General features: G+C 71.3%; 23 protein-coding genes and 5 pseudogenes. 16 read left to right on the top strand and 12 right to left on the bottom strand.

Annotation, left to right across the window (positions count from 1 at the left end):
- Positions 1–22: 22 nt before the first annotated feature.
- Positions 23–1,198: an alginate lyase family protein gene (locus AB0F91_RS27115; protein WP_360601749.1), complete on the bottom strand. Its 1,176-nt coding sequence runs from the start codon at positions 1,196–1,198 to the stop codon at positions 23–25.
- Between the two features lie 178 nt (positions 1,199–1,376).
- Between AB0F91_RS27115 and AB0F91_RS27110 the strand changes: the two are divergent.
- From AB0F91_RS27110 to AB0F91_RS27095, 4 genes and pseudogenes are all read left to right on the top strand, one after another.
- A pseudogene (locus AB0F91_RS27110) lies at positions 1,377–1,604 on the top strand (RNA polymerase subunit sigma-70); the annotation flags it as partial.
- Positions 1,605–1,813: 209 nt separating this feature from the next.
- A complete protein-coding gene (locus AB0F91_RS27105; protein WP_360601771.1) occupies positions 1,814–1,963 on the top strand; it encodes a sigma factor-like helix-turn-helix DNA-binding protein in 150 nt (49 codons plus the stop codon).
- A gap of 137 nt (positions 1,964–2,100) precedes the next feature.
- Complete coding sequence (locus tag AB0F91_RS27100) at positions 2,101–2,436, top strand: hypothetical protein (protein WP_360601775.1); 336 nt, start codon at positions 2,101–2,103, stop codon at positions 2,434–2,436.
- Positions 2,433–2,828: a hypothetical protein gene (locus tag AB0F91_RS27095; RefSeq protein WP_360601773.1), complete on the top strand. Its 396-nt coding sequence runs from the start codon at positions 2,433–2,435 to the stop codon at positions 2,826–2,828. Before AB0F91_RS27100 ends, AB0F91_RS27095 begins: the two co-directional genes overlap by 4 nt.
- 4 nt (positions 2,829–2,832) lie before the next feature.
- On the opposite strand, the gene AB0F91_RS27090 is transcribed toward AB0F91_RS27095, so the two are convergent.
- Together AB0F91_RS27090 and AB0F91_RS27085 are read right to left on the bottom strand one after the other, a co-directional pair.
- Positions 2,833–3,603, bottom strand: coding sequence for an enoyl-CoA hydratase/isomerase family protein (locus AB0F91_RS27090; protein WP_360601747.1), 771 nt, complete (start codon positions 3,601–3,603; stop codon positions 2,833–2,835).
- The gene (locus tag AB0F91_RS27085; RefSeq protein WP_360601745.1) at positions 3,600–4,511 is read right to left on the bottom strand and encodes a PaaX family transcriptional regulator C-terminal domain-containing protein; all 912 of its coding nucleotides are present in this window, start codon (positions 4,509–4,511) and stop codon (positions 3,600–3,602) included. The genes AB0F91_RS27090 and AB0F91_RS27085 overlap by 4 nt, the downstream gene beginning before the upstream one ends.
- Positions 4,512–4,643: 132 nt before the next feature.
- On the opposite strand from AB0F91_RS27085, the gene AB0F91_RS27080 reads away from it, so the two are divergent.
- Entirely contained in the window at positions 4,644–6,281 is a 1,638-nt protein-coding gene (locus AB0F91_RS27080) for an ABC-F family ATP-binding cassette domain-containing protein (RefSeq protein WP_360601743.1), read from the top strand.
- Between the two features lie 222 nt (positions 6,282–6,503).
- Here AB0F91_RS27080 and AB0F91_RS27075 read toward each other — a convergent pair whose 3' ends face one another.
- Both AB0F91_RS27075 and AB0F91_RS27070 read right to left on the bottom strand, forming a co-directional pair.
- Complete coding sequence (locus tag AB0F91_RS27075; protein ID WP_360601741.1) at positions 6,504–6,932, bottom strand: PPOX class F420-dependent oxidoreductase; 429 nt, start codon at positions 6,930–6,932, stop codon at positions 6,504–6,506.
- Positions 6,933–7,048: 116 nt separating this feature from the next.
- Positions 7,049–7,396, bottom strand: a pseudogene (locus AB0F91_RS27070) (methionyl-tRNA formyltransferase); the annotation flags it as partial.
- Between the two features lie 3 nt (positions 7,397–7,399).
- Here AB0F91_RS27070 and AB0F91_RS27065 point away from each other — a divergent pair.
- The gene (locus tag AB0F91_RS27065) at positions 7,400–7,672 is read left to right on the top strand and encodes an iron chelate uptake ABC transporter family permease subunit (RefSeq protein WP_360601739.1); all 273 of its coding nucleotides are present in this window, start codon (positions 7,400–7,402) and stop codon (positions 7,670–7,672) included.
- 3 nt (positions 7,673–7,675) lie between these two features.
- Here AB0F91_RS27065 and AB0F91_RS27060 read toward each other — a convergent pair whose 3' ends face one another.
- A complete protein-coding gene (locus AB0F91_RS27060; protein WP_360601737.1) occupies positions 7,676–8,515 on the bottom strand; it encodes a DMT family transporter in 840 nt (279 codons plus the stop codon).
- Positions 8,516–8,595: 80 nt separating this feature from the next.
- Positions 8,596–9,012, bottom strand: a complete 417-nt coding sequence (locus AB0F91_RS27055; RefSeq protein WP_360601735.1) for a barnase inhibitor — start codon at positions 9,010–9,012, stop codon at positions 8,596–8,598.
- A 14-nt stretch (positions 9,013–9,026) separates the two neighbouring features.
- Between AB0F91_RS27055 and AB0F91_RS27050 the strand changes: the two are divergent.
- From AB0F91_RS27050 to AB0F91_RS27040, 3 genes and pseudogenes are all read left to right on the top strand, one after another.
- Positions 9,027–9,562: pseudogene (locus AB0F91_RS27050) on the top strand (DUF664 domain-containing protein).
- 24 nt (positions 9,563–9,586) lie between these two features.
- On the top strand, positions 9,587–10,297 hold the full coding sequence (locus AB0F91_RS27045; RefSeq protein ID WP_360601733.1) for an MBL fold metallo-hydrolase: 711 nt from the start codon (positions 9,587–9,589) through the stop codon (positions 10,295–10,297).
- 259 nt (positions 10,298–10,556) lie between these two features.
- Positions 10,557–11,474, top strand: coding sequence for an ABC transporter permease (locus AB0F91_RS27040; RefSeq protein ID WP_360601731.1), 918 nt, complete (start codon positions 10,557–10,559; stop codon positions 11,472–11,474).
- A gap of 350 nt (positions 11,475–11,824) precedes the next feature.
- Here the strand turns inward: AB0F91_RS27040 and AB0F91_RS27035 are convergent.
- Positions 11,825–12,037 (bottom strand): annotated as a pseudogene (locus AB0F91_RS27035) (IclR family transcriptional regulator); the annotation flags it as partial.
- 74 nt (positions 12,038–12,111) lie between these two features.
- Here AB0F91_RS27035 and AB0F91_RS27030 point away from each other — a divergent pair.
- Both AB0F91_RS27030 and AB0F91_RS27025 read left to right on the top strand, forming a co-directional pair.
- Positions 12,112–12,298 (top strand): annotated as a pseudogene (locus AB0F91_RS27030) (4-hydroxy-2-oxovalerate aldolase); the annotation flags it as partial.
- Positions 12,255–12,461 (top strand): hypothetical protein, encoded by a 207-nt coding sequence (locus AB0F91_RS27025; RefSeq protein WP_360601729.1) that lies wholly within the window; start codon positions 12,255–12,257, stop codon positions 12,459–12,461. The pseudogene AB0F91_RS27030 and the gene AB0F91_RS27025, both read left to right, overlap by 44 nt.
- On the opposite strand, the gene AB0F91_RS27020 is transcribed toward AB0F91_RS27025, so the two are convergent.
- A complete protein-coding gene (locus tag AB0F91_RS27020) occupies positions 12,424–13,020 on the bottom strand; it encodes a TetR/AcrR family transcriptional regulator (RefSeq protein ID WP_360601727.1) in 597 nt (198 codons plus the stop codon). The genes AB0F91_RS27025 and AB0F91_RS27020 overlap by 38 nt on opposite strands.
- Before the next feature lie 89 nt (positions 13,021–13,109).
- Here AB0F91_RS27020 and AB0F91_RS27015 point away from each other — a divergent pair, with 89 nt between their 5' ends.
- The 5 genes from AB0F91_RS27015 (at position 13,110) to AB0F91_RS26995 (ending at position 18,538) form a co-directional block, all read left to right on the top strand.
- Entirely contained in the window at positions 13,110–14,048 is a 939-nt protein-coding gene (locus AB0F91_RS27015) for an oxygenase MpaB family protein (RefSeq protein ID WP_360601725.1), read from the top strand.
- Between the two features lie 15 nt (positions 14,049–14,063).
- Positions 14,064–15,089, top strand: a complete 1,026-nt coding sequence (locus tag AB0F91_RS27010; protein ID WP_360601723.1) for an LLM class F420-dependent oxidoreductase — start codon at positions 14,064–14,066, stop codon at positions 15,087–15,089.
- A 133-nt stretch (positions 15,090–15,222) separates the two neighbouring features.
- Complete coding sequence (locus tag AB0F91_RS27005) at positions 15,223–16,542, top strand: MFS transporter (RefSeq protein ID WP_360601721.1); 1,320 nt, start codon at positions 15,223–15,225, stop codon at positions 16,540–16,542.
- Positions 16,539–17,948: an aminotransferase class V-fold PLP-dependent enzyme gene (locus tag AB0F91_RS27000; RefSeq protein WP_360601719.1), complete on the top strand. Its 1,410-nt coding sequence runs from the start codon at positions 16,539–16,541 to the stop codon at positions 17,946–17,948. Before AB0F91_RS27005 ends, AB0F91_RS27000 begins: the two co-directional genes overlap by 4 nt.
- Positions 17,949–18,262: 314 nt before the next feature.
- Positions 18,263–18,538, top strand: coding sequence for a hypothetical protein (locus tag AB0F91_RS26995; protein WP_360601717.1), 276 nt, complete (start codon positions 18,263–18,265; stop codon positions 18,536–18,538).
- A 300-nt stretch (positions 18,539–18,838) separates the two neighbouring features.
- On the opposite strand, the gene AB0F91_RS26990 is transcribed toward AB0F91_RS26995, so the two are convergent.
- From AB0F91_RS26990 to AB0F91_RS26980, 3 genes are read right to left on the bottom strand one after another with little or no spacing between them, the layout of a single operon-like run.
- On the bottom strand, positions 18,839–19,111 hold the full coding sequence (locus AB0F91_RS26990) for a DUF6295 family protein (protein ID WP_360601716.1): 273 nt from the start codon (positions 19,109–19,111) through the stop codon (positions 18,839–18,841).
- 27 nt (positions 19,112–19,138) lie between these two features.
- The gene (locus AB0F91_RS26985) at positions 19,139–19,882 is read right to left on the bottom strand and encodes a dienelactone hydrolase family protein (RefSeq protein ID WP_360601714.1); all 744 of its coding nucleotides are present in this window, start codon (positions 19,880–19,882) and stop codon (positions 19,139–19,141) included.
- Positions 19,879–21,606, bottom strand: a complete 1,728-nt coding sequence (locus AB0F91_RS26980) for an MFS transporter (protein WP_360601712.1) — start codon at positions 21,604–21,606, stop codon at positions 19,879–19,881. Before AB0F91_RS26980 ends, AB0F91_RS26985 begins: the two co-directional genes overlap by 4 nt.
- Positions 21,607–21,634 lie beyond the last annotated feature (28 nt).

Genomic DNA, 21,634 nt, shown 5'->3' with positions numbered 1-21,634 from the left:
TCGGGGCGACGACCGGTCAACCTCAGTTCGGGTTGTCAGCGTGAGTCAACGTCTGCCAGGCGACGAACAAGTTGTTCGTCCCCGCCGGGCGCTGGCGTTCCGTCAAGGCTTGCGTGTTGGTCATGGCGATGCCGAGGCGGCCGTGCAGCGCGTTGTAGCCCACCTCTGTCACCGGGCCCAGGCCGAGGTTCAGGGTGCCGCCGCAGAGGGTCGAGGGGACGGCCGCGCCGAGTTCGTACTTGGCTTGGAAGCCGAGGGCCTGGCGGAGGCGTTCGCCGACGTCCGTGGAGTACAGGTCCTGGCCCTGAATGCGCGAAGTCTCGGCGACGTCGGCGATGGAGGCGATGCCGTAGCCGGTGTGGACGAAGTCGCGGCAGGTTTCCTGGGTGAGGCCGGTGGTGAAGGTGCTTTGCTTCTGCCAGTAGTTGACGATCTGGTCGCGAGTCGACAATCCGCTGTCGGGCACGGTGCGGGGGAGGGTGCCGTCCGTGGACAGATACACATAGGCCGCGACACGGTTGCGGTAGCGGGTCATGGCGGAGTCGTAGCTGGACTTGTCGTCGAGGAAGACGGAGATGCCGATGGCGGCCTCCGTCATGACGAGCTCCCAGTTGCCGTTGCTGTTGGAGCCGGCCAGAAGCTTCGGCAGGTAGACGTTGCGCAGCATCGTCGCGAAGCGGCCGGAGTTGGGCCAGCTCGGATAGGTCGCCTTGACGAGCTCCGCGGCCCGCGACCACGACGCGCCGGCCCAGCCCGTCTGCAAGGGCGCGTTGCTTTCGGTGTGGCTGGTGATCGTCGCGGACCACGCGTCCATGAGCGCGATGGCTTTCTGGGCGTAGCGCGCGTCCTGCGTGAGGTACCAGGCCAGCGCGTCGGTGTAGGCGGCGATGGCGTCTTCGCGTTCGTCGGTGCAGCCGTTGTTCGGGTTGGAGTATGAGCCGCACTCCACCACGGCGCGGGGTTTCGCCGTGCGCGTGAGCGAGGCGTACTTGCTGCCCATCATCTGGTCGAACGCGCTCTTCCACGGCTGCGCGCCGGCGCTCACCTTGGCGCGCACGAAATCCAGCTGCGGACGGCTCACGAGCACGCCCGGGTGGGTGAACGTCGCGGGAGCGGCGGAAGCCGGTGCGGTCAGCAGTCCCAACGCGACAGGGATCGCCGCGATCAGCGACGCGAGTTTTCGGGCCCGAAAGGACATGGCTCTCCTCGGTGAGGGGAAGGGAGGTCGTCGTCGATCTCGGTCACCGGTGAGCGCTGTGCATCAGTGTCATGGTCCAGACCACCTCACGTCAAGCGCGCACGTGGACATCATTCGCGTTCGAAAAATGCGTTCAGCCGACCGAATAAACTCGAGTGGCGGCTTCTGCGGATAACCCGTGACAGTGCATCCGAGAAGGGGTGATCGATGGACGACGCGGGGTGATCGCCGGTCCGTGGCCGAGCCCGAGCTGTTCGCCGCCATCTTCGACCGGCACGCACCACACATCCACCGCTATCTCGCGCGGCGGCTGGGCCGGGACGTGGCCGACGACGCGCTGGCGGACACGTTCCTGGTCGCGTTCGGCAAGCGGGCCCACTACGACGGCACCCGGCCGGACGCACTGCCGTGGCTCTACGGCATCGCGACCAACATCGTGAGCCGCCACCGCCGCGACGAGGTGCGCCAGTACCGCCTGCTGCGCGCCGTCGGTCCGCAGGGCGCGGTCGACGGGCACGCCGACCGGGTGGCGGCGCAGGTCAGTGCCCGGGCGCGCGGGCCGGAACTCGGCGCCGCGCCGCGCTGGCGGCGCTGTCTCCCAGGGACCGCGACGTCGTGCTCGTCGCCGCCGAGGAGGTGGCCCAGGCACTGGGGATCCCGGTGGGGACCGTGCGGTCCCGGCTCAACCGCGCCCGCCGCCAGTTGCGCGCCGCTCTCGGTGGCGCCGAACACCCCGGCGAAAAGGAGGTCCTGTCCCATGGATGAGCTGCAGCCGGTCCGCGACCGCGCGGCGGACGTCCCGCTGCCCGCCCTGGCCGAGCTGGGTGCCCCCTGTGCCCGCCTGCTCGCGGCCGTCGCGAACGAAGCCCACCGAAAGATCGGGAAACGCCGGTGGCAGGCCGGTGCCGCGACGCTGGGGGCTCGCGGCGGCCGTCACCGCCGTCGTCTCGTTCGCGCCCACGGGGGACGGGCCGCTGACGCCTCCGCGGGCCGTGGCCGACCCCGCGCGGGTGTTGCACGGCGCCGCGGCCAAGGCCCTGAAGCTGCCCGACACCCCGCCACGGCCCGACCAGTTCGTCTACGTCAAGACGCAGTACGCGAACGGCGACCGCGAGGCCTGGATCTCCGCCGACGGCAAGCACGACGGTTACGTCAAACAGGACGGCCAGACGCTCACCCTGCCGGCGTGCGTCTCGACGGCAGGTACCGGGTCCAGGGTGCCAACAACCCCGCCGTGAACGGCACCGAAGAGCCGTGCGTGGTGACACCGGCCTACCGCACCGATCTGCCGACGACCACCGACGTCATGTTCAGCTACCTGAACAAGAACGGCAGCGGCGACGCCGGCGACGCAAACGCCATGGGCAAGGACGTGCAGCTGCTCGCCGGCGAGACCTACCTGCCGCCGCGCGCGAAGGTCGCGCTGTTCGAAGCAGCCGCGCAGATGCCCGGCCTGCAGGCCGTGGACCACGTGACCGACGCGGCGGGCCAGCCGGGTGTCGGCGTCACTTGGCCCGGTCACGGCGTGACCCTGGTCTTCGACGCGAAGACCTACACCTACCTCGGCACCACACAGCGCGCCGTGGTCGGCTACGGGATCGTCGACCACGTGGGGCAGCTGCCGCGCTGAGACCTCAGCGGCCGGTGAAGCTGGCCTTGCCGGGACCGTCGGCGAGGAACGACTTCACCGCGCCGCGCAGGTCCTCGGTGTCGAACAGCTCCGCGGCGATCGACGTGACGTGGGCGTTGGCCTCGGGCACACCGCCGTGCTCGAAGTGGGCCAGCACGCGCTTGGTGGCCGCGTGCGCCTGCGTGGGGCCGACGGCGAGACGCGCGGTGAACTCGCGCGTCGCGGCGTCGAAGCCCTCGTCGGGCAGCACCCGGTTCACCACGTTCCAGCGTTCGAGCGTTTCGGCCGAATAGGTGTCGCCGGTGAACACGAACTCCTTGGCCCGGGCCACTCCGGCGCGGGCGGCGAGGCGCTGGGTGCCGCCCATCGTCGGCGTCAGGCCCACCACCTTCTCCACGAGCCCGAACTTCGCGCGCGAAGCGGCCAGCAACAGGTCGCACGCCACGGCGACCTCGAACGCCCACGTGAGGCACAGGCCGTGGGCGGCGAACACCGTGGGGAACGGCAGCGCGGCGATGCGGTCGGGCACCGTGAGCAACTCGTCGAAGAACACTTTCGCCTCGGCCGGTGAGCCCTGGGCGGCGAACAGTGCGACGTCCACACCACCGCTGACCACGCGGCCCTCGGCGCGGATGAGCAACGCCCGCGCCGGCCGGGCTTCCAGGGCGGCGATGGCTTCGAGCAAGTCGCGTTGCAGCGAAGCGGTGTAGAGGTTGAGCGGGGGCGCGTCGATCGTCAGCACCGCCAGGCCGTCTTCGCGGTCGAGCCGGGTCACGCGTTCTCCTCGTTGTCCAGCAGCGTGTCCCAGTACGCCTGGGCCGCGGGCCGCCATTCCACGTGCTTGCGGTGGAACAGCTCGCTCGCCTTGCGCCCGCTCCACTCGGCGGGCAGCAGCTCGGCCGGCAGCCGCGGGTCGAGGAACGGGAAGCGCCGCCACTCGTGCACGAGTTCGGTCTGCGCGCGCAGCACGGCCGGGTCGCCGGTGGGGCGCAGGCCGGTGAAGCGGTCGATGAAGTCCTCGTAGCGGTCGGTCAGGTCCGAGAGGTCCCACGACCGCTCGACCATGCTCTCCTGTTCGCCGACCTCGCCGTACGCGGCCGTGAACGACATCGCCTGGGCGTCGAGCTGCAGCTCCGCCACGATCTGCTGTGCTTCGTGCTGCCGGCTCGGGTCGGGGCTCACCCATACGCCCGCGACCGGCGAGCCGAACCCGGCCCACGTCAGGCGCGTGCGCAGCCGGTGGCGCAGGTCGCGCTTGGCCTCGGGCACCGACACGATGAGCATCAGCCAGCGGCCCTCCCATGCGACGGCCTCGCGCCCGAACGCGTAGATCCGCTCCGCGCCTTCGGTGAGCAGCCGACGGCCCGGCGGGGTGAGCGACCAGCGCACGCGCCGGCCGACGCGTTCGGACACCAGCCAGCCCTCGGCGGCCGAGCGCGCGAGGGCCTGGCGCGCCGACTTCTCCTCGATGTCCAGCATGCCCAGCGCTTCGACGAGCATGGACGTCCACACGGGACGGTCGCGGGGAAGCACGTACTCGCCCAGCACGGTCATCAACAGAGACCGGGCACTCGCGTGGCTGACCTCGCGGCGCCTGCTGACCGTCGGCCGCGGCGTCGCCGAACGGAGTTCCCGCTGCTTCGTGCGCCGGCCGAGCGCGACCGACGTGGCGGGTTCCGCCATCGCTTTCACCGACCTCACTGCTCCGTGGTTCGTAACCCGCCCAGGTTACCCACGTTCAGTGACCGGGACGACACTCGCCACACGGGGAGCGGGTCCGCGATCGGAGACCGCACCCGTAGAATCAGCCGGGAAATGAGCGCAACACTCGTCGCGAAGGGCCTGGCCTCCGGCCACGGCGACCGCATCCTGTTCTCCGGCCTCGACCTGGTCGTCGCTCCTGGTGACCTCGTCGGGCTGGTCGGCGTCAACGGCGCCGGCAAGTCCACGCTGCTGCGCACCCTCGCGGGCCTGCAGCCGCCCGAGTCGGGGGAGATCCGGCTGAACCCGCCGACGGCCACCGTCGGTCACCTCCCGCAGGAGCCAGAGCGGCGGCCGGGGGAGTCGGTGCGGCAGTTCCTCGCGCGCCGCACCGGGGTCGCCGAAGCGCAGCGTGAGCTCGACGCCGCCACCGAAGCGCTCACCGAAGGTGCTGCCGGTGCCGACGACACGTACGGCACGGCACTCGACCGCTGGCTCGCTCTCGGCGGCGCCGACCTTGACGATCGCGCCGGCGAGGTGGCGGCGGAGCTCGGCCTCGCCGTGGACCTCGACCAGCCGATGGTCTCGCTTTCCGGCGGACAGGCCGCGCGCGCCGGGCTCGCGTCGCTGCTGCTGAGCCGGTACGACATTTTCCTGCTCGACGAGCCCACCAACGACCTCGACCTCGACGGCCTCACCCGCCTCGAGCGGTTCGTCACCAGCCTGCGCGCCGGAACGGTGCTCGTGAGCCACGACCGCGAGTTCCTCGCGCGCACCGTGGACCGCGTCGTGGAGCTGGACCTCGCGCAGCAGCAGGTGAACACCTACGGCGGCGGCTACGAGTCCTATCTGGAGGAACGCGCTGTCGCGCGGCGCCACGCGCGCGAGGACTACGAGGAGTACGCCGCCACCCGCTCCGCGCTGGAGGCGCGAGGGCAGATGCAGCGGTCGTGGATGGAGAAGGGCGTCAAGAACGCGCGGCGCAAGCAGACCGACAACGACAAGGTCGGCCGCAAGTTCCGCAGCGAGGCCACGGAGAAGCAGGCGTCGAAGGCGCGCCAGACCGAGCGCATGATCGAGCGCCTGGAGGTGGTGGGCGAGCCGCGCAAGGAGTGGGAGCTGCGCATGGAGATCGCGGCGGCCCCGCGCGCCGGCGCGGTCGTCGCCACGCTGCGCGGTGCGGTCGTGCACCGCGGTCCCTTCACGCTCGGTCCCGTCGACCTCCAGGTCGACTGGGCGGACAAGGTCGCCATCACGGGCGCCAACGGCGCGGGCAAGTCCACGTTGCTGGCGGCCCTGCTCGGCCGGCTGCCCCTCGACGAGGGCAGCGCGGCTCTCGGCCCCGGAGTCGTTGTCGGCGAGGTCGACCAGGCCCGCCGGCTGTTCCTCGACGACGTCCCGCTGGCCGATGCGTTCGCGCGCGAGGTCCCGGAGCTGCCCGACGCCGAGGTCCGCACGCTGCTCGCGAAGTTCGGCCTCAAGGCCGCGCACGTGCTGCGCCCCGCGGCCACGCTCTCGCCGGGCGAGCGCACGCGCGCCGCCCTCGCGTTGCTGCAGGCGCGCGGGGTGAACCTGCTCGTGCTCGACGAGCCGACCAACCATCTCGACCTGCCGGCGATCGAGCAGCTCGAGTCCGCTTTGGACCGTTACCCCGGCACCCTGCTGCTCGTGACCCACGACCGCCGCATGCTCGACGCCGTCTCGGTCACGCGGCGCTTCGAAGTGGCGGACGGGAAAGTCACGGAGTCCTGACGCGGCAGCCGGCGACCGCTCCCGGCGGGAGCTCGCCAGGTCCCGCGAAACAGCGCGACGGCCGGCGCAGGCGGTTCTGGCGTCGCGACCGGTGCCCGACACGGCGGCGGGGCGGCCGCGCGCGAGCCTGGGGCGGTCCGGGAGCCGAGACCGCGGGGTTTCCCGGTCGACGGCATCCTGCGGGCGAGGCGAACCCCCGGAGGTTCCGCTGAGCGAGACGCGTCAGCCGGCCACGGCGTCGACCCCCGTGGTGTGCGTCGGGTGGACCACCACGAGGACCTTGCCCGGGGAGGTCGCGTAGCCGACGAACTGGTCCACGCCTTCGGCGGGCAGGTAACGGCGCGCGATGAGCTCCGAACCGCTGCGCACGCGCGCGGGGTCGGTGACGATCTCGGCCGTCCCGTTCACCGAGACGAAGCTGTAGGGCGGCACGTCGTCGTGCACCGTGAGCGCGACCTCGGCCGACGCGGCGATCGCGCGGCCTTTCACGCTGTCCTGGGTGATGTTGACCAGCAGGTCCTCACCGTCGGGGGCGAACCAGACGGGGACGGCGTGCGGACGGCCGTCGGCGCGGACGGTGACGAGGATGGCGCTGCGGCTGCCTTCCGCGAGGAAGGCGCGGGCACGTTCGGTGGACATCGGGGTGGCCATCTCGGGTTCCTCCAGTGGTCGGGCCCAGCGCGCTTACGCCGGGTCACGGTTGCGGCCACCGTAACCCGGCGCACCGACAAACTCGGCTCACCCGGAAGTTTCAGCCGATCGGCAAATCAAGGCCGGTCGGTGAGGTACCCGCCCATCGTCGTGAAGTAGTCCGCCGCAGCCAGCGCCGTCCTCCGTGCGGATGCGTTCAACCAAGAGCCCAGGGAGTGACCGCGCCGCGCCTCGGGACCGGCGACGATCACCACGCCGTCGCCCTCTTTGATGAAGATACGGCCCGGGGTGCCGCCGTAGTGCCCGGCCGACACCGACGCGCGCACGATTCGCAGCTGAGCCCCGCGGTGGTAGGCGAACGCGTTGGGGTACGGGTCGGACTGCGCGCGCACCAGCCGTTCGATGTCCGAAGCGGGCCACGTCCAGTCGATGAGACTGTCGCGTCGCGCGCGTTTGTGGAAGAAGCCGTGACGCTGTGCGCCATCGCCACCGCCGCGACGGGACCCATCGCGTTCGTCGCGCTCGCCGCGCCGCAGCTGGCGAAACGGCTGGGACGCTCGGCGAAACCCGCGCTGGTGTCGTCGGCCCTGATGGGTGCGCTGGTGCGCGTGGCCAGCGACCTGGGCACGCGCCTGGTGTTCGGTGAGGAAGGACTGCCGGTCGGCATCGCGACCGGCGCCATCGGCGGTCTTTACCTGATGTGGCTGCTGTCGAACCAGTGGCGGCGCAACCGCGGCTGAGCCTCAGACGGGCTGCTCGATCGGCGCCGGCTCGCCGAACCGCGCCAGCGCCAGCGCCGCGGTGACCGCGAGCACGAACCCGGCGACGGCGACGACCACGAAACCGGGCCGCGTGCGGTCGCCGAGCAGCACGACGCCGATGAGCGACGGCAGCACGGTCTCGCCGAGCACCATCATTGCGGTCGAGGTGGTGACGCTGCCGCGCTGCAACGCCGTGGCGTAGAACAGCATCGCCATGCCACCGGACACCGCGACGATGTAGAGCGCCGGGTCGGTGAGCAGGTCGAGCGGGGCGAGGCTCGGGATGATCCGGCCCGCGACGGCGACCAGCCCGAAGCACAGCCCGGCGATCAGGCCCAGCGCGGGCGTCCGGACGCGGCGACCTGCCTTGCCGGCCACGATTCCGGCCAGCCCGAGCACGACCACGGCGCCGGCGAGTGCGAGCCGGAAGCCCAGGCCCACCTGGTCCGAACCTTCGCTCTGCGCCGACGAACCCAGCAGCGCGAGGCCCGCGCAGACCACGACCACGGCCGCCCACTCGCGCGCCCCGAGTCGCACGCCGAAGACCCGCGCGGCCACGGCCGTCACGGCCAGGCTCGCCGCCTGCGTGGCCTGCACGACGAACAGCGGCAACACGTGCAGGGCGGTGATCTGCGCGATGAACCCGAGCACGTCGAGGCCCAGGCCGGCGACGTACTTCCACTGCCGCAGCACCCGCAGCAGCAGCCGCGGGTCGACCCCCGCCCCCGCGTCGGGCGTCGCCTTCGCCGCCACGGCCTGCATCACCGAAGCGACGCCGTACGCCACGGCCGAGAGCAGCGCACACAGCAGTCCCCACACCATGTCCGCCACCCTATTCCGGGTGGGCAGCGGAGGTCAGGCCGTTCCCCCGGCGGGGAGCGGCACGGTCCGGTGCGGGCCGGTCAGGCCAGTTCGAGGAGGACGCCGTCCTCGGCTTCGCGACCGCCTGGGCCGTGGATACGGATGACGTCGACGATCTCGTCGAACAGGGTTGGACCCTCACCTCGTCGCGCGGCGGCGATCCTGGCCTCGATCGAGGGCCGGTTCGACGGGTGGCAGGTCAGGAGCAGCTCGTTCAGCCGGAGGATCGTCGCCTCGGGCCCGAGCGCGGCGCGGGAGGTCGCCGAGGCGAGCCAGCGCAGGATCCAGCCGCCGTCGGGGGTACCGAAGCCTCCCCGGAGCACGTCGTTGAACGCGTCCAGGTTCCCGCGCCAGCGGTAGCCGTCGAGCAGGCGCGAAAACTCGCGGGTGAAACCGGCGAAGTCGGAGAAACGGGATCCGTCGATGACCAACACCGGAAGGTCGCTGTGGCCCGACATGACGCCAGCATGGCATGACCCGCGGTGTCGCCTGCGGCACGTCCAACCCGAGTTCGAAGGTCGAGCGGGCGTGGCCCGACCCGCGAACCGGCGACGAGCCGACCGTGCGGCTGCGCTTCCTGGACTTCCTGCGGGCGACCGCCGTGAACAAGGTCGCGGGCCGTACCCGGGAGCAGGCGGCCGCGACGCCGTTGCCGAGCTCGCCGCGGATGAGTGCGCTCGGGGTGGTGAAGCACCTGACGGCCGTCTAACGGTGGTGGCTCTCGATCCAGGCCGGTGGCTCCGACGCGCCGTCGTTGCGGCCGGGCTCCCCGACCCGAGCTGGGACTTGGCCGCCGGCTACGTCCCGGAGCCGGTGGTCGCCGCCTACCGGGCGGAGTGGGAGCGGTCGGCGGCCGCCCTGGCCGGGCTGACCCCCGAGGACCGGACGCGCCGCGGCGGGGAGTTCACCGTGCGGTGGGTGCTGGCCCACGTCGTGCAGGAGCCCGCCCGCCACGTCAGGCACCTCGACGCGCTGCGGGAGCTCGCCGACGGCCAAGTGGGGGAGTGAGCGCCGGGTCGCTACGCTGCCCGCATGGCAGACCAGCTGTACTTCCGCCAACTGCTCGCCGGCCGGGATTTCGCGGTCGGGGACCCGGTCGCGACGCAGATGGTCAACTTCGCCTACCTGATCGGCGACCGCGGGTCGGGTGAGGCCGTGATCGTCGATCCCGCCTACGCGGTCGGCGACCTGGTGCAGGTGCTCCACGACGACGGCATGCGCCTGGTCGGTGTGCTCGCCACGCACCACCACCCCGACCACGTCGGCGGCGACATGATGGGCTTCTCGCTGCCCGGTGTCGCCGAGCTGCTCGCGATCCAGCAGGTGCCGATCCACGTCAACACCGAAGAGACCGAGTGGGTCCGCCGCGTCACCGGTGTCTCCAGCACCGACCTGCGCGCGCACGACCACGACGACGTGCTCAGCGTCGGCGCGGTCGACATCCGGCTCCTGCACACGCCCGGCCACACGCCGGGCAGCCAGTGCTTCCTCGTCGGCGACCGGCTCGTCTCGGGCGACACGCTGTTCCTCGAGGGCTGCGGCCGCACCGACTTCCCCGGCGGCGACGCCGACGCGATCTACCGCAGCCTCCAGTGGCTCGCGACGCTGCCGGGCGACCCCGTCGTCTACCCGGGGCACCAGTACTCGGCCGAACCGTCGGCCGCGCTGTCGCACGTGAAGGACACCAACTTCGTGTTCCGGCCGCGCTCACTCGACGAGTGGCACCGGATGTTCGGCGCCTGACGCCGTCCCACTCCTCGGATACCCCGCGCCGTCGGGCCCGGGCACACGTGGCACAAGAGCCGCCGGAGTACCAGTGCCTGGGAGCGGGTGCGGGTCTTGTTGACGCGGTCCGCCGGATCGGGTGATCGGGGCATGAACCTCGGCGCGCTGCTCGTGAGCCGCCTGCACGTCGATCTCCGGCAGCAGGCGAGCGCGATCTGCTGTCCGCGCTGAAGCGTTTCCCTTTCCCCGTAGCAAAACCCGTACCCGGGAGAAATCCGTGTCGATTTCCACCACGGGCGTGCTGACGCGCGCCCGAAAACCCGAGGCCACCGGCCCACCCCGGCAGCCCTTGGCGCGCCGGGTCTCCCTGCGCCGCTGGATCAGCCCGGTCGTGCTCGTGGCCGCGTGGCAGCTCGCGAGCTCCACCGGCGTGCTTCCACCGGAGAAGCTCAGCGCCCCGTGGACGGTGCTGACCAGCGCGTTCGACCTCGCCCGCACCGGTGAGCTGGGCAACGCCTTCGTCTTCGTCGTGTCGCTCGGCCGGGTCGGGGCGGGGTTCGCGATCGGCGCCGTCGTCGGAGTGTTGCTCGGGATCGTCGCCGGGCTGTCGCGCTGGGGCGAGGCGCTGGTCGACCCGCCCGTGCAGATGCTGCGGACGCTGCCGTTCCTCGGGCTGATCCCGTTGTTCATCCTGTGGTTCGGGATCGGCGAGGAGACGAAGATCGTGCTGGTGGCCCTCGGGGTCGCGTTCCCGCTCTACCTGAATGTCCATTCGGGAATCCGCACGGCGGACACCCGGCTGGTGGAAGTTGCGCGGGCACTGGGTTTCACGCGCGGCGAACGGCTGTGGCACGTGGTGCTGCCCGGTGCGCTGCCGCAGGCGCTGGTGGGCCTGCGGCAGTCGCTCGGGCTGGCGTGGCTGGCACTGATCGTCGGCGAGACCGTGAACGCCGACGCCGGCCTGGGCTATCTCATCAACAACGCGCGTGAGTTCCTCCGCACCGACGTCGTCGTGGTCGGCCTGATCGTCTACGCGGTCTTCGGCCTCGCGACCGACGCGCTGGTGCGGGTCCTGGCGGCCGGCGCTGGCCCGGCGCGGTCTCCTGGCCGACGAGCCCGTGCCGCGGTTCCCGGAAGAGCTCGCGCAGCGGAGCGTGGCGGCCCAGTAGGTCAGGTCCAGCGGGTCGAGGCGTAGACCACCACGTCGTCGCGAGAGGACCGTGCGGCGGCGTCGAAGGCGCCGCCGCAGGTGATCAGTCGGAAGACGTCCTTCGAGTAGCGCTGCACGGCGCCCGGACCAGCGGCGTGAGCACCAGCACGAGCAGGAACACCCCGACACCGGCCGCGAACCACGGTTCGGAGTGGTCCCGCCCCTCGCACCGGGACGGTGCCCTCCGGTACCTCGGCGTACGGCGCGGTGTCACCGTGGGCCATCCAGACGATCGTAGTTATGGAGAATGACGAGACCAGGCCTGCGCCCGGGAGGTCATCCCAACGGCCTAACTCACGCGTAACCCGTTGTGTGGCAGAAATTTTTCCGACCGCTCAGGTTCGGACAACCGAACGCGACAACGCGAGCGCGACCGTGCGCACGGCCGGGGCGACACGCGCCGTGCACATCCGGGTCGCAAAGCCGGTGCTGGAGATCGCGGCGACCGCCGTGCCCGCCGTGCCCGCCGTGCACGCCGCGTCGAGCAGCGGGCCCGCGGGACAGACCACTCCGACGCCGGACTCCTCGCGTTCGAACGCCACGCCCTCGGCGTGGATGTGGCCGCGGAGCTGGTGACGGCATGAGTGCGCCGACCCAGAACCAGCCCGCGCACAACCCGCCGGTGCGGCGGGCCGACACCACCCTGCGGCGACGGCAGCCACGCCATGGCCACCGCTTCACCGAACGCCAGGTGCGCGACACCGTCCGCGCCCTCGGCGACGCCGGGCTTTCGCTCATCGAGGTGACCCACGGCGACCGGCCTCGGTGGTTCGACCTTCACCTACGGCTTCTCCCTCACCGACGAACGCGCGCAGTTTCGTGCTGCACGAAATCCTCTACCGCGGCGGCGCGGAGCGGTACGTCGGCGGCCAGGAGGACATGATCGTCGACATCGCGTTGCGGCTGCAGGCGGAACGAGCCCCGGCGGGCCGGCTCAGTGATCGAACTCGTCCGCGCCGAGCACCAACTTGACGCAGTGGGCCACGAGCCGTTCCCGGCTCACCCGCAGCGTGCCGTCGAGGTAGGCGATGAACACGTTGCTCAGCGCGCCGACCAGCCCGATCGACACGAGCTGCCGGTCGGTCTCGTCGCCGTGCGACAGCTGCTCGCCGACGAGTGCCGTGAACGCCGGCAGCAGGTGCAGGCCGCGGCGGGTCAGCGCGGGATCGGTCAGGGGCGCCAGCAACAGGACCCGGCCCTGGCGCGGGTCGTCGACCATCAGCGCCACGAACGCCCGCACCGCGCGGTGCGCCCGCTGCCGCGGATCGGGCGCGTCGCGGATCGCGTCGACCAACGCCTGGCGCGCCCGCTCACCGACGTACTCGTACACGGCCGCGACGAGCTCCTCGCGGTCGGCGAAGCTCTCGTAGAAGTAGCGCTCGGTCAGGTGGGCCTGGCGGCAGACCGCACGCACGCTGACGGCCGCGGAGCCCTCGGTGCCGAGCAGGTCGAGGCCTGCGGCGACCAGCTGGTCCCGCCGCGCCGCCTTCCGATCGTCCAGCGTCGTGCCCGCCCACGTGCGGCCCGGCATATCCACTCCCGTAGTTGACCACGCCCGTTGTGACATCCTAACCTGACAACAGGTGTAGTCAGTTCACCGACGCACGGGCAGGAGCCGCGATGACCGGGGAGGAACCCGAACCGCTGGGATCGGACTCGCTCACGTGGCGCTACTTCGGCGACTGGCGCGGGCTGCTGATCGTCCTGTGGGCCGGGTCGATGCAGAACATGCACCCGGGGCTCGGTGCCGGAGTGGAGCAGCACTCACGGTTCTTCGAGGAACGCTGGCAGCGGCTGTTCGGCTCGCTCTACCCGATCGGCGGCGTGGTCTACGACGGCCCGCGCGCCCGCCGGACCGCGCTCGAAGTGCGCGGATACCACAACCGCATCAAGGGCGTCGATGCGAAAGGCCGCCGCTACCACGCGCTCGCCCCGGACACCTTCTACTGGGCGCACTCCACGTTTTTCGTCAGCACCATCCTCATCGCCGAGAACTTCATGGGCGGCATCGGCGAAGCGGAGAAGCGCGAGCTGTTCGACGAGCACGTGCGCTGGTGGCGCATGTACGACCTGACGATGCGCCCGGTGCCCGGGTCCTGGGAGGACTTCCGGCGGTACTGGAAGCACATGTGCGTCGAGGTCCTGGAGGACAACAAGGCCACGCGCGACGTCCTGGACCTGCGCGGCATCGCGAAACCGCCGAACCTGGCGTGGCTGCCCGACGCGCTGTGGCGGCCGGTCTCGGCGGTGATCGCGCGGCAGTTCGTCTGGCTCACGGTGGGGCTCTACGACCCGGAGATCCGCGACCTGCTCGGCTTCACCTGGACTGCGCGCGACGAACGCCGGCACCGGTTCGTGGGCCGCGCGATCAACGCCGTGTTTTCCCTCGTCCCGCACGACCGCCGGTACCACCCGCGGGCACGCGCCGGCTGGCGCCGGGCGAGGGGTGAGGTGGCCGCGGACGCGCCCGTGGTCGAGACTCCGCGGAGGAACCTGCCGCCCGTGGGGGAGCGCGGCAAGCCGGAGCACTACTCGCCGAACGTCCGAGCCGACGTCTGAGCCACGGAGGGCCGCATGAAGCTGGGTTACCACCTCGGGTACTGGGGGAGCGGCCCGACGCCGGGCGCGCTGGAGGCCGTGCTCGAGGCCGAGCGTCTCGGGTTCGATTCGGTGTGGTCGGCGGAGGCCTACGGCTCCGACGCGTTCACCCCGCTCGCCTGGGCCGGTGCGTCGACCAGCCGCGTGAAGCTCGGCACCAACATCGTGCAGATGTCTGCGCGCACACCCACGGCCACCGCGATGACGGCGCTGACCCTCGACCACCTCTCCGGCGGCCGGTTCGTGCTCGGGCTCGGGGCGTCGGGCCCGCAGGTGGTGGAAGGCTGGTACGGCCAGCCGTACCCGAAGCCGCTCGCCCGCACCCGCGAGTACGTGGAGATCATCCGCAAGGTCCTGGCGCGCGAGGCACCCGTGACCCTGGACGGGCAGTTCTACCAGCTGCCGCTGCAGGGGGGCGCCGGGCTCGGCAAGGCGCTCAAGCCGACCGTGCACCCGCTGCGCACCGACCTCCCGATCTACCTCGCGGCCGAAGGCCCCAAGAACGTCGCGCTGTCGGCGGAGATCTGCGACGGCTGGCTGCCGCTGTTCTTCTCGCCCAAGGCCGACGCGTTCTACCGCAACGCGCTCGCCGAGGGGTTCGCCCGGCCGGGAGCCCGGCGCAAGCCCGAGGAGTTCGAGGTGCCCGCGTCGGTCCCGGTGATCGTCCACGACGACGTGGAGGAGGCGGCGAGCTGGATCAAGCCGGCGCTCGCGTTGTACATCGGCGGCATGGGTGCCAAGGCGGTGAACTTCCACCACGACGTGTTCGCGCGCCTGGGTTACGAGGAGGTGGCCGACAAGGTGCAGGAGCTCTATCTCGCCGGGCGCAAGGACGAGGCCGCCGCCGCGATCCCGACGTCGCTCGTGGAGGACACCTCGCTCGTCGGCCCGGCCGCGAAGATCCGCGAGGAGCTCGCGGCCTGGGAGGACACAGTGGTCACGACGCTGCTGCTGCGCGGCGACGCGGGATCGCTCACGAAGGTGGCCGAAGCCCTGTCGTGAACAGGCACGGGGCGAGGTCGGCCCGGTACTCGCGGTGCATTACGACGGTGGCACGATTCCCCCCGACCACTACCGGGGAACGGCGAAGATCCACTAGGCATTGCGTTCGTCGGACCGCCCTCGAGGAGGACCCTTGGCGCCGCTGCCCCGCAGGACGCGTTTCCGCTACTCGCTCGGCTCTTTCGTCACCGGAGCGTTCGGCACGGTGCCGGGACTGCTCCTGCTGCCCTACCTCACGGACACGATGGCGGTGCCCGCCGCGGCGGCCGGCGTGATCGTGTTCGTGCCCAAGGCGTGGGATGTGGTGTTCAACCCGATCGCGGGCCGGCTGTCCGACGCGGACCTCGTAGAGACCGGCAGCCGGCGGCGGTTCCTGCTGCGTGGCGGCATCGGCGTCGCCATCCTGTTCGCCGCGTTGTTCGCGCACCCCGGGTTCGGCAAGCCCGCCATCGACGCGACCTACGTGGTGATCGTGTTCTTCCTGTGCGCCACCGCGTACGCGTTCTTCCAGGTGCCGTTCAACGCGCTGCCGGCGGAGCTCACGGACTCGGCAGAGGAACGCACGAAACTCACCAGCGTGCGCATCGGCGTGCTGGCCGTGGCGATCCTCGTGTCCGGCGGCGCCGCCCCCGCGATCACCGACATCCTCGAAGGCGTGGCCGGCTACCGGGTGATGGGCCTCGTGATGGCCGTGATCATCCTGCTCGCCACCCTGGGTGTCTACTTCGGTCTGCGCGGCGCGCCCGTCGGTTCGCTGCGGCCCAACGCCGTGAGCTTCAAGCAGCTGATCCGCACGATCGCGCAGTGGCGCCCGTTCTGCTGGCTGATGGGCTCGTACTTCATCCAGGCCTTGGGCATCGGCACGGTGCTCGCCGCGATCCCGTACTTCGCCGAGCACGTGCTGGGCGACCCGAGTTACCGCACGGTGCTGTTCGTCGGCTTCGTCGGCCCGGCGCTGATCACGATGCCGCTGTGGCCGCGGCTGGGGCACCGCTGGGGCAAGCTCGCGGGCTTCCGCATCGCGACGACCGCGTTCACCGTCGGCCTGCTCGGGATCCTGTTCGCCAAGGACATCCCGTTCGCGGTGACGATGGTGTTCGTGGCCCTGTCGGGCATCGGATACGCGGGCATCTCCGTGTTCCCGCTGGCGATCCTGCCCGACCTCATCAGCGCCGAAGAGGAACGCACCGGCGAGACCCGCGCGGGCATCACGGCCGGCGTGTGGACTGCGTCGGAGACGCTGGGTCTGGCGCTGGGCCCCGGCCTGTTCGGGCTGGTGCTGCAGGCCGGCGGCTACGTGTCGAGCACCGACGCGACGACCGCGCAGCCGTCATCGGCGATCACGGCCATCACCGTGGGCTCCTCAGTGCTGCCCGCGGTCCTCATCGCGCTGGCGATCCCGTTGCTGCGCCGCAAGGTGCTCGAGCCGCGGCCCGTGGAGCCGCAGCTGTGACCGACTTCTTGGCCGAGTTGCGGGAGCTGCGCGCGGGCGACCTGCCCACGCACGGCGGGCGCACCCTCGCCTACGTCTACGACAGCGGTCTGTCCGAAGTGGACGAGATCGCGGCGGCCGCCCACGCGCTGGCGTCGTCGGCCAACGGGCTGGACCCCACGGCGTTCCCGAGCCTGCTGCGCCTGGAGAACGACCTGGTCGGCCGCGCGGCGGGGCTTCTGGGCGGAACCGCCGGGACCGTCGGCACGGTGACGTCCGGCGGCACCGAGTCCTGCCTGCTCGCGGTGCTGGCCGCGCGGGACGCCCGGCCGGAGATCACCGCACCGAGCGTCGTGCTGCCCGACACCGCGCACGCGGCGTTCCACAAGGCGGCGCACCTGTTCGGGCTGCGCGAGATCGTGGTGCCGGTCGACGCGGAGACCTTTCGCGCGGTGCCGGACGCGATGGCCGAGGCGATCGACGAGTCCACTGTGCTCGTGGTGGCCAGTGCACCTTCCTACGCCCACGGCGTGGTCGACCCGATCCCGGAGATCGCGGCCGCCGCGGCCGCTCGCGGAGTGCGGATGCACGTGGACGCGTGCATCGGCGGCTGGGTGCTCCCGTACTACGCGAAGCTGGGCGCGGCCGTGCCACCGTTCGACTTCCGCGTGCCGGGTGTCACGAGCATGTCCGTGGACCTGCACAAGTACGCATACTGCGCGAAGGGCGTCTCGGTGCTGCTGCACGCGAATGCCGAGCTGCGGCGCACGCACTACTTCGCCAGCGCGGCCTGGCCGGGCTACACGATGCTGAACCCGACGCTGCAGAGCACTCGCTCCGGCGGCCCGCTCGCCGCCGCGTGGGCCGTGGTGAACCACCTCGGCGAGGACGGCTACCTGCGCCTGGCGCAGGTGACGCGCGAGGCCGTGACCAGGATCCGCACGGGCGTCGAGAACCTGCCCGGCCTGCGCGTCCTGGGTGACCCGGACTCGACGCTGATCGCCTTCACAGCGGCCGACGACGGGTTCGACCTGTTCACGGTCGCCGACGAGATGAAGGTGCGCGGCTGGTACGTGCAGCCGCAGTTCGCCCACGGCGACTCGCCGCTGAACCTGCACCTCACGATCACGGCCGCGAACCACGGCAGCGAGGCGGCGTTCCTCGCGGACCTGACCGCCTCGGTCGCCTCGGCGCGCGACGCCGGCCCGACGCCGGTGGATCCGGACGTGGCCGCTTTCGTCGCGGCGCTGGACCCGGAAACCCTGACGGCGGAGCAGTTCGCGGGCCTGCTCGCCGCGGCCGGCCTCGTCGGCGACGCCGGCTTGCCCGAGCGCATGGCGCCGATCAACGCCCTGCTGGCGACTGCGGCGGAACCACTGCGGGAACGGCTGCTGCTGGAGTTCGTGGGCGCGCTGTACACGCCCTGACCGGCTGCCCCGGGCGTCGCACGAGGTCGTGGGACGTGCGGAATCGAAGCCGCCACAGCCGCTGTTGGTGCAAACTTGTCCGGTGCCCACGCCGTCTCGAACAGATCACCCCGAGCAGGGGCCGCGCCTGGAACTCGTGCCGGTGAACAAAGTGACGCTGCGCGCTCTCCTGGTAGGAGGTCTTTCGCTCATCCTGTCCGTGCTGGTGCAGGACACGCTGGGTTCGGGCTTCGTGACACCGACGATCAGACGAAGGTTGACCGCACCGGCCCGCGGCCCGGAGAACCGGGCGGAGGAGGAGATAAGCCGCGAGGATGTTCGCGCACGACTGGTTGAAATTCGAGCAGCGCGGCCTCGGAATTCGTGACGCGTTCGACAGTGCGTTCTCAGGGGTCGAGGGGGTCACGGTCTACCGCCCGAGCCTCGCGAGGGTCACCGGCGCGTTGGTGCGAAAAGATCTCTCCAGCAAGATCTACCCTCTGGCCCGCCTCATCACCGCCCTTGACGCCACGCCCGAACACGTGGCGCTCACCTCGAACTCGCACGCATCGCCGGGGATCTCGTGGGGGAATCAGCGGACAGCTCGGTGACCGAGATCGACGCCCTCCGTTGGAACGTTGCGTGTTTCACCCTGTTCTGCGCCACGCTCCTGGAGGTCTTCGGCAACGACCTCGATCAAGACATGCTCACCGGGGATTACCACCACCTCGCCGTCGCACGCCGGCAGATGGCGGCGCACCCGCAGTTGGCGTGGCACCGGATCGTCGACTTCCGCGAGGGCGCGACCTCGATCCGGACCGAAGCGCCGCGACGTGAGCGGTCCGCCCGCGACGCCGCCCCGCTGTGGCGTTGCTCGTGCTCAACGCACCGAACGCCACAGCGGGGGCGGCTCACTGGTTGCGGGAAGCCAGCCCGGCCGGCGCCGACGCCAGCGCGGTGTGGATCGCGGCGGCGAGGGCGAGTGCGTCCTCTTCGGTCAGTTCCAGCGCGACGCGCGCGGCCGGACCCATCGCCGGGTTCCGGAAGTCGATGTTCACGGTGTGGGCGAAGCGCGCATGCGTCGGGTGGTCGACGTAGACGGTGGCTTCGTTGACGCTGTGCCAGCCGGTCGCGCTCTTGCCGCTGCCCTCCACGGCGAACTTCTCGGTGAGGTAGGTGCACATGGGAAAGGTCCTTCCTGAAGGCCGGAATCAGGCCGCGAGGTGCCGGCCGTAGAAGTCGAGGATCTTGGCCCAGCCGTCGACGGCGGCCTCCGGCCGGTAGCTCGGGCGGTCGACGGCGAAGAACGCGTGGCCGGCGCCTTCGTAAGTGTGGAACTCGTGCTCCTTGCCGAGGCGGTCGAGCTCGGCGCCGAGCTTCGCGGTCTCCTCGGGCCCGGGGTACTGGTCGTCGGCGCCGAAGAGGCCGAGCAGCGGGGCCGACAGCTGCGGCGCGAGGCCCAGCAACGGCTTCATCGACGCGGGCATGCCGGCCGGCGGCTCGTTGACCACGAACGCGCCGTAGCAGTCCACCGCCGCGTCGACCTGGGTCGAGCACGCGACGAGGAACGTCTGGCGGCCGCCGGAGCAGTGGCCGATCACTCCGATCTTGCCGTTCGCGCCCTCCAGCGCTTTGAGGTACGCGGCCGCGCCCTCGACGTCGCCGACCAGGCGCTCGTCGGGCACGCCGCCGTTGGCGCGGACGGTCGCGGCGGCGTCGTCCGGGCTCGCGCCCGGCGCCTCCCGCGAGTACAGGTTCGGGCACAGCGCTGCGAAGCCCTCGGCGGCGAAGCGGCGCACCATCTCCTTGGTCGCCGGGTCGTAGCCGGGCATGTGGTGGATCACCACGACGCCGCCGCGCGGAGCGGGGTCGAGTGGGCGCGCCAGGTACGCCTCGATCTCGTCACCGCCGTGGCCGGTGATCGTGACGGTGCCGGCGGTGAGCGTGTCGTTCATCCGTTCTCCTTGTCCGGGGTGCTGCGTCGCCCGCCCGCGCGCGGGGCGAGGTCGGGGTGGAAATAGCGCTTGCCGCGCGACACCGAGGCGAGGCCCGCGACGAGCGCCATCACGGCGGCCGCCGTGAAGACTGTGACCAGTCCGTCGTGGAACGGGCCGGAGATGAGCTGCGGGAAGAACTCCTTGCCGGTCAGGGCCGCCGAGTCGCTCGGCGACAGTCCGGAAAGGACACCCGGGCCGAGCAGGTGCGCCACCGGGTTGCTGCCGAGGAACGCCGCGAACAGCGTGCTCACGGGCGGCAGCTGGGCGACGTTGGCGGCGACGGCGGCGGGCACGCCGTGAGCCTGCAGCCCGCCGGTGAGCGTGGCGGGCAGCGAGCCGGCGAGCCCCGCGATCATCAGCGAGAAGAACACGCCGATCGACAGCGCCGTGCCGGAGTTCTGGAACGTCGAGCGCATGCCGGAGGCGACCCCGCGCTGGTGGTCGGGGACGCTGCTCATGATTGCCGAGGTGTTGGGCGCGGAGAACATGCCCTGCCCGATCCCGCTGAGCACCAGCAGCGCCGCGAACACGGGATAGGAGAAGTCCACGGGCAGGGCCAGCAGGCCGAGGAACGCCGCGGCGACGAGCACGAGCCCGCCGGTCGAGAACAGCCGCGCGCCGAAGCGGTCGGACAGGTACCCCGACACCGGGCCCGCGATGAGGAACCCGACGGTGAGCGGCAGCAGGTAGATCCCCGCCCACAGCGGTGTTTTCTCGTACTCGTAGCCGTGCAGGGGCAGCCAGATGCCCTGCAGCCAGATGATGAGCATGAACTGCATGCCGCCGCGCGCGATCGCCGTGAGCAGCGCCGCGAGATTGCCCGCGCTGAACGCCCGGATCCGGAACAGCGAGAGCTTGAACATCGGGTCCTTCACCCGGGACTCGAGCACGCCGAACACCACGAGCACCAGCACGCCGGCGCCGATGCCGCCGAGCACCCACGGGTTGCCCCAGCCGGTGGCCGCGTCGCCGTAGGGCTGGATGCCGTAGGTGATCGCGGCGAGCAGCACGCCGGTGCCCAGCGCGAAGGTGACGTTGCCGCCCCAGTCGACACGCGCCCGCCGCGGCTTGCCGATCTCGCGCAGGCTGCGGATCGACCACACCGTGCCGAGGATGCCGAATGGCACGCTCACCCAGAACACCGCGCGCCAGTCGATCTCGGCGAGCAGGCCGCCCGCGACGAGGCCGAGGAACTGCCCGGCCAGTGCGGTGATCTGGTTGATGCCCAGCGCCATGCCGCGTTGCTCGCGCGGGAACGCGTCGGTGAGGATCGCGGCCGAGTTGGCCGTGAGCATGGACCCGCCGACGGCTTGGACGATGCGCCAGCCGATCAGCCACAGCGCGCCCTGCCCGCCGTGGAACGGGTCGAACGACAGCGCCACCGAGGCGACGCTGAAGATCACGAACCCGACGTTGTACATCTTCACGCGGCCGAACATGTCGCCGAGGCGCCCGAGCGTGACCACGAGCACCGCGGACACCAGCAGGTACCCCAGGATCATCCAGAGCAGGTAGCCGATGTTGACCGGAGCGAGCGGGTCGAGCCCGATGCCGCGGAAGATGGCGGGCAGCGAGATGATCACGATCGACCCGTCGAGGGTCGACATGAGCACGCCGAGGGTGGTGTTGGAGAGGGCGACCCACTTGTAGCGGTCGCCGCGGCTGGTGGCCGTGGTGGTCATAGTTCGTCCGCGAGGCGTTCGAGCAGGG

Origin of the sequence: Amycolatopsis sp. NPDC023774, assembly GCF_040639695.1 — a bacterium.
GTDB lineage: Bacteria > Actinomycetota > Actinomycetes > Mycobacteriales > Pseudonocardiaceae > Amycolatopsis.
Note: the sequence above shows the minus strand (reverse complement) of the source record. Positions and strands in the feature narration are given on the sequence as shown.